This is a genomic window from Burkholderia sp. lig30, from assembly GCF_000687455.2.
Taxonomy (GTDB): domain Bacteria; phylum Pseudomonadota; class Gammaproteobacteria; order Burkholderiales; family Burkholderiaceae; genus Burkholderia.
This window is the reverse complement of the sequence record NZ_JGVW01000027.1, coordinates 1-6,063: the sequence shown is the minus strand read 5'-3', so window position 1 is coordinate 6,063 and position 6,063 is coordinate 1. Positions and strand designations below refer to the sequence as shown.

Here is a 6,063-nt window from a genome sequence, read left to right as displayed (position 1 = left end):
CCGGCTAGGCTAGGCTAGGCTAGGCTAGGCCCGTTCCGCTTTGCGCGGCTCGGGCCGGGCCGCCTGTCTCACGGCGCCCGGCCGCTGACCGGGCGCCGTCCTGTTTCGGCGCCGCCCGCTTACGGCGCGATCCAGTGCGCGACGGCAACGACGAGCACGCCGAGCGCCAGCGTCGCGTACGGGAGGTAGCCGGCCTTGCGCGGCTGCACGCCGCCGGCGGTCAGCTCCATGTCCTCGATCATCCGGTCGGGGAAGCGGCCCTTGTCGGTCACGTAGTGGCGCCAGACGAACACCGGCAGGATCAGCGCGGCGAAGACGAGGCCCGACACCAGCGTGCCCTTGCCCCACACGTCGGCGCCGAATCCCATCAGCGCGAGGTTGACGAACGACAGCAGCGTGCCGGCCGCGAGCAGCCAGCGCGGCGCGCGGAACGGGCGCGTCCACTTCGCGCGGTCGAGACGATGAATCCACGCGGCGTTCAGGTTCAGGAAGTTGAAGATGATGTAGCCGACGTTCGACATCGCGAGCACGACGGTATAGTCGGACATCAGCAGCAGGAACAGGTTGAAGCCGAGATCGGTCCACATCGCGCGGGTCGGCGCGCCGTTCTCGTTCACGTGCGACAGGTACTTGGGCAGCCAGCCGTCGACCGACGCCTGATACAGCGTGCGCGACGATCCCGCCATCGACGTCATGATCGCGAGCACCAGCGCGAACACGAGCATCGGCTTCAGGATGTACTCGCCCCAGTTGCCGACGTGGACGATCTGCGTCATCGCCTCGGCGACGCCCATCCCGCTGGCGATGCCGGGCGACAGCACGCCGTCGTAGACCGCCGCCTGCGTGACGTTGCCGGCCGCGTCCCTCACTTCGGGCGTGACGAGCTGACCGAGGCCGAGCGCGCCCTGGAACGCAAGCGGCACCATCGTGAAGAACACCAGGCACAGCAGGCCGGAGTAGACGATCGCCTTCACGGTGTCGCGGCGCGGATCGCGGAATTCCCGCGTGTAGCAGACGGCGGTCTCGAAGCCGTAGGTCGACCACGCGGCGATGAAGAGGCCGCCCGCCATCAGCTGCAGGCCGGCGAGATTCCAGGTGCCGTCGATGACGCGGCCGGCCGCGTCCTTCGCGAGCGGGTAGAGGGGCAGCAGGTGCGCCTTGGGCAGGTCGCCGCTCAGGATCGGGTACACGCCGACGAGCAGCAGCGGCAGCAGCGCGGCGATCGCGAGGATCATCTGCAGCTTGGCGGCCTGCAGGATGCCGCGGTGCTGGACGGCGAAGGTCGTGAGCAGGATGACCGCGCCGATCACGAAGGTCGCGTTGATCCGCAGCGACAGGCCGCCGGCGAGCCAGCCGAGGTCGAGCAGCGTGATCTGCCAGGTGTTGATCGCGGCCGTGGCCGGGAACAGCATGTTCAGCACATAGCCTGCGCCCATGCCCGAGCCGATCGCGAGCACGGGCGACCACGCGAACCAGTTGCACCACACCGACAGCGGGGCGAGCAACTTGCTGTAGCGCACCCACGCGATTGCGCCGTACACCGACGCGCCGCCGGACTTGTGCGGGAACAGGCCCGCAATCTCCGCGTAAGAAAACGCCTGGACGAAGCCGAACAGGATCGAGATCATCCAGATGATCCACGAAGGCTTGCCGACGGTGGCCGCGATGGAGCCGATCGAGAAGAGCACGAGCGCGGGGACGCCGCTCGCGACCCAGAAGGCGCCGGTCCAGCTGATCTTGCGCTGCAGTCCGGCAGTTTCGCCCTGCGCGGCGGAAAAGTCCGCCTGGGCGCTGTCAGGGAGGGAACTCATATTGATCTCCGTCAAGTCGGGATGGGGGAACGCGGTCAACGATCCCCGGCCAATAACGCGCAAGCAACTCTCATGAAGAGGTACTCCTTCGGAGAGATGGGGCGGGCCGGATCGGGCGTGGCGATGCGGCCGTTGCCGCGCGCTGCGATCGCTCGCGTCGCGGCAATGAAAAACGGGGCGCTGCATCGAGCAGCGCCCCGTTTCGTTTTCCGCGTCGCCGGGCAGCACCGCATCGCGCGGCGCCGTGCATTGCGTCACATGTTCGGATAGTTCGGCCCGCCGCCGCCTTCCGGCGTGACCCACACGATGTTCTGCGTCGGGTCCTTGATGTCGCAGGTCTTGCAGTGCACGCAGTTCTGCGCGTTGATCACCAGCCGGTCGCTGCCGTCGTCGTTCTTCACGAACTCGTACACCGCCGCTGGGCAGAACCGGCTCTCCGGGCCCGCGTAGGTGCGCAGGTTCACGTTCACCGGCACGCTCGCATCCTTCAGTGTCAGGTGCGCCGGCTGGTTCTCCTCGTGGTTCGTGTTCGAGATGAACACAGACGACAGCCGGTCGAACGTCAGCTTGCCGTCCGGCTTCGGATACTCGATCGGCGTGCACTGCGACGCCGGCTTCAGCATCTCGTGGTCCGCATGCTGGTGGTGCAGCGTCCACGGCACGTTGCCGCCCAGCAGCTTTTGCTCGATCCCGACCATCAGCGTGCCGAGGTACAGGCCCTTCGCCATCCACTGCTTGAAGTTGCGCGCGCGGTACAGCTCGTCGTGCAGCCACGACTGCCTGAACGCGTCCGGATACGCATTCAGCTCGTCGCTGTGGCGGCCCGCCTGCACCGCGTCGAACGCCGCTTCCGCCGCCAGCATGCCGGTCTTGATCGCCGCGTGGCTGCCCTTGATCCGCGACGCGTTCAGGAAGCCCGCGTCGTCGCCGATCAGCGCGCCGCCCGGGAACACCGTCTTCGGCAGCGACAGCAGCCCGCCCGCGGTGATCGCGCGCGCGCCGTACGACACCCGCTTGCCGCCTTCGAGGAATTTGCGGATTTCCGGGTGCGTCTTGTAGCGCTGGAACTCCTCGAACGGCGACAGGTACGGGTTCGTGTAGCCGAGGCCCACCACGAAGCCGACCACCACCTGGTTGTTGTCCATGTGGTACAGGAACGAGCCGCCGTAGGTGTCCGACTTCAGCGGCCAGCCGGCCGTGTGGATCACGAGGCCCGGCTTGTGTTTCGCGGGATCGATTTCCCACAGTTCCTTGATGCCGATCCCGTAGGCTTGCGGATCGGCGTTCGCGTCGAGCTTGAATCTGGAGATCAATTGCCGGCCGAGGTGGCCGCGGCAGCCTTCGGCGAACAGCGTGTACTTCGCGTGCAGTTCCATGCCGAGCTGGAAGTTCTCGGTCGGCTCGCCGTCCTTGCCCACGCCCATGTTGCCGGTCGCGACGCCCTTCACCGAGCCGTCGTCGTGATAGAGAATCTCGGCAGCCGGGAAGCCCGGGAAGATCTCGACGCCCAACGCTTCGGCCTGCTGGCCGAGCCAGCGGGTCACGTTGCCCAGCGAGATCACGTAGTTGCCGTGGTTCTGGAAGTTGGCCGGCAGCGCCCAGTTCGGCACCGCCTTCGCGCCCGTCTCGGACAGGAACAGGAAGCGGTCTTCCGTCACGTCGACGGTCAGCGGCGCGCCCTGTTCCTTCCAGTCGGGGATCAGCTCGGTGATCGCGCGCGGGTCCATCACCGCGCCGGACAGGATGTGCGCCCCGATTTCGGAGCCCTTCTCGAGCACGCACACGCCGATCTCGGCGCCTTTCTCGGCGGCGAGCTGCTTCAGCCGGATCGCCGCCGACAGCCCCGCGGGGCCGCCGCCGACGATCACGACGTCGTATTCCATGGATTCGCGCGGACCGTATTGCTCGATGAGGCTTGCGGGGGTCATTGACGTTCCTCTAACCGTTAGAATGCTTTTATTCGGGATCGTATTGTCGGCGAAACGAAACGATCGCCGCAACATAATGCGAACAGATTAGCACGATCGTTCTATTTTTGTGTTAGGTTAACGCCGCATGGGCCACGTCGTCCGGTGCGGCAAGACGACGTCAGGAGGGGTGCGATGGGTCGGTCGATCAATCTGGAAGGCAAGGTCGCGCTGGTGACGGGCGCCTCGAGCGGGCTCGGTCAGCGTTTCGCGCAGGTGCTGTCGCAGGCGGGCGCGAAAGTCGTGCTCGCGAGCCGGCGCGTCGAGCGGCTCAAGGAGCTGCGCGCGGAAATCGAGGCGGCGGGCGGCGCGGCGCACGTGGTGTCGCTCGACGTCACGGACGTCCAGAGCATCAAGGCGGCCGTCGCGCATGCGGAGACGGAAGCGGGGACGATCGACATCCTCGTGAACAATTCCGGCGTGTCGACGATGCACAAGCTCGTCGACGTGACGCCAGCGGATTTCGAATTCGTGTTCGACACCAACACGCGCGGCGCATTCTTCGTCGCACAGGAAGTCGCGAAGCGGATGATGATGCGCAGCAACGGCAACGGGAAACCGCCGTTCCGGATCATCAACATCGCGTCGGTCGCCGGGCTGCGCGTGTTTCCGCAGATCGGCCTGTATGCGATGAGCAAGGCGGCCGTCGTGCACATGACGCGCGCGATGGCACTCGAGTGGGGCCGCCACGGCATCAACGTCAACGCGATCTGTCCGGGCTACATCGACACGGAAATCAATCACTACCTGTGGGAAACCGAGCAGGGCCAGAAGCTGCAATCGATGTTGCCGCGCCGGCGCGTCGGCAAGCCGCAGGATCTCGACGGGTTGTTGTTGCTGCTCGCGGCCGACGAGTCGCAGTTCATCAACGGCTCGATCATCTCGGCGGACGACGGCTTCGGCCTCGCCTGACCGGCGACCTGGAACAAGAAGACTGAGACTGCAATGAGCCACTACACCCCCGTTTTTGAAATGTCGATGCCGATCCGCTGGGGCGACATGGATGCGTTCGGACACGTGAACAACACGGTCTATTTCCGCTACATGGAGCAGGCGCGGATTTCGTGGTTCGAGGCGCTCGGCATCGCCGGCGGCAATGGCGAGGGGCAGGGGCCGGTCGTCGTCACCGCGTCGATGGAGTTTCTCAAGCAACTGCATTATCCGGGCGACGTGATCGCGCGGATGACGGTGGCCAAGCCGGGGCGCAGCAGTTTCGACACGGGCTTCGAACTGACCCGCGCCGATGACCTGCATCACGTCTATGCGCGCGGCAACGCGCGCTGCGTATGGGTCGACTACGCGCTCGGCAAGTCGGTGCCGCTGCCGGACCTGCTGCGCGACACGATCGAGCGCTCGCTCGCGGCAAAGGTCGCCTGACGCGCGCCGCCCGGGCTGCGATTCCCTGCCCGGGCGTGCGCCCGGCGCGCATCCTCGCCGGGCGCCGCCATCGCTTCAACCCTCAATGGCCGAGCAGACGCTGCAGCAGTTCGGCCGTATTTCCCGTTCCATACTTGCGCATCAGGCGCGCGCGGTAGATGTCGACCGTGCGCGAGCTGATGTCGAGCACCCGCCCGATCTGCTTGCTGGTCTTGCCGGTTGCGAGCTGCGCGGCGATCTCGCGCTCGCGCGGCGTCAGCACAACGGCGACCCGCCGCGTCGCGCTCAGATCCTCGAACGTCCAGACGCCGGCGGCGAGCGGCGCGGTGCGGTCGAGCGCGCGGCCCGTCACGTGGCACCAGAACAGCTCGCCATTCGCGCGTTTCATGATGCGGTCGTCCGCATAGCTGCCGTTCGCGATCATCACGGGCGAGATGCGCTCGCCGATCCGCTCGAATTCGTCGGACGACGGGTACAGCACTTCGAAGGATCGGCCGATCAGGTCGGCGCGTGCGCAGCGGAAGATCGCCGCGACTTCGTCATTGCAGTCCTCGATGATCCGGTCGCGCGACATCGCGAGGCCGATCGGCGCGAGGTGGAAGGCAGTCTGGTAGTCGAGAGGGGGCATGGACGCGGACGAACGATGGGTAATACCGGCGGCTAGTGCTTATGTAGTTTTGCGTATTGTGCCGCATTCGCGCCGCATCGTACCCTTCCGGATACGTCGCGGCCACGTGCCGCGGCATACAAGAAAGAAGATGGCGCTTCGTTGCGGCAGGCTTCGTGCGGCATGCTTAGAATGATGCGGCGGGCCACGCCGGCGCGCAAATCCGGTTTCGCTGGTTTCCATAGAGGAAGGGACATACAGATGAACAAAGTCTATCCAGGCGCGGCTGCCGCGCTGGAAG

The 6,063-nt window shown here is 66.2% G+C and carries 6 protein-coding genes; 2 read left to right on the top strand and 4 right to left on the bottom strand.

Translation table 11 applies throughout. The features are described 5' to 3' along the window. Positions 1-119: 119 nt before the first annotated feature. Both LIG30_RS02020 and LIG30_RS02015 read right to left on the bottom strand, forming a co-directional pair. Positions 120-1,811 (bottom strand): APC family permease, encoded by a 1,692-nt coding sequence (locus LIG30_RS02020; RefSeq protein WP_038709238.1) that lies wholly within the window; start codon positions 1,809-1,811, stop codon positions 120-122. Positions 1,812-2,065: 254 nt separating this feature from the next. Next, positions 2,066-3,739: an electron transfer flavoprotein-ubiquinone oxidoreductase gene (locus LIG30_RS02015; RefSeq protein WP_038709235.1), complete on the bottom strand. Its 1,674-nt coding sequence runs from the start codon at positions 3,737-3,739 to the stop codon at positions 2,066-2,068. Between the two features lie 174 nt (positions 3,740-3,913). Here LIG30_RS02015 and LIG30_RS02010 point away from each other — a divergent pair, with 174 nt between their 5' ends. Continuing rightward, positions 3,914-4,690, top strand: a complete 777-nt coding sequence (locus LIG30_RS02010; protein WP_038709234.1) for an SDR family oxidoreductase — start codon at positions 3,914-3,916, stop codon at positions 4,688-4,690. A gap of 33 nt (positions 4,691-4,723) precedes the next feature. Continuing rightward, the gene (locus LIG30_RS02005) at positions 4,724-5,155 is read left to right on the top strand and encodes an acyl-CoA thioesterase (protein WP_038709233.1); all 432 of its coding nucleotides are present in this window, start codon (positions 4,724-4,726) and stop codon (positions 5,153-5,155) included. A gap of 82 nt (positions 5,156-5,237) precedes the next feature. On the opposite strand, the gene LIG30_RS02000 is transcribed toward LIG30_RS02005, so the two are convergent. Both LIG30_RS02000 and LIG30_RS27085 read right to left on the bottom strand, forming a co-directional pair. Continuing rightward, a complete protein-coding gene (locus LIG30_RS02000; RefSeq protein WP_038709232.1) occupies positions 5,238-5,783 on the bottom strand; it encodes a LuxR C-terminal-related transcriptional regulator in 546 nt (181 codons plus the stop codon). A 39-nt stretch (positions 5,784-5,822) separates the two neighbouring features. Further along, a partial coding sequence (locus LIG30_RS27085; RefSeq protein ID WP_235510139.1) for a hypothetical protein occupies positions 5,823-6,063 on the bottom strand: 241 nt, incomplete at its 5' end.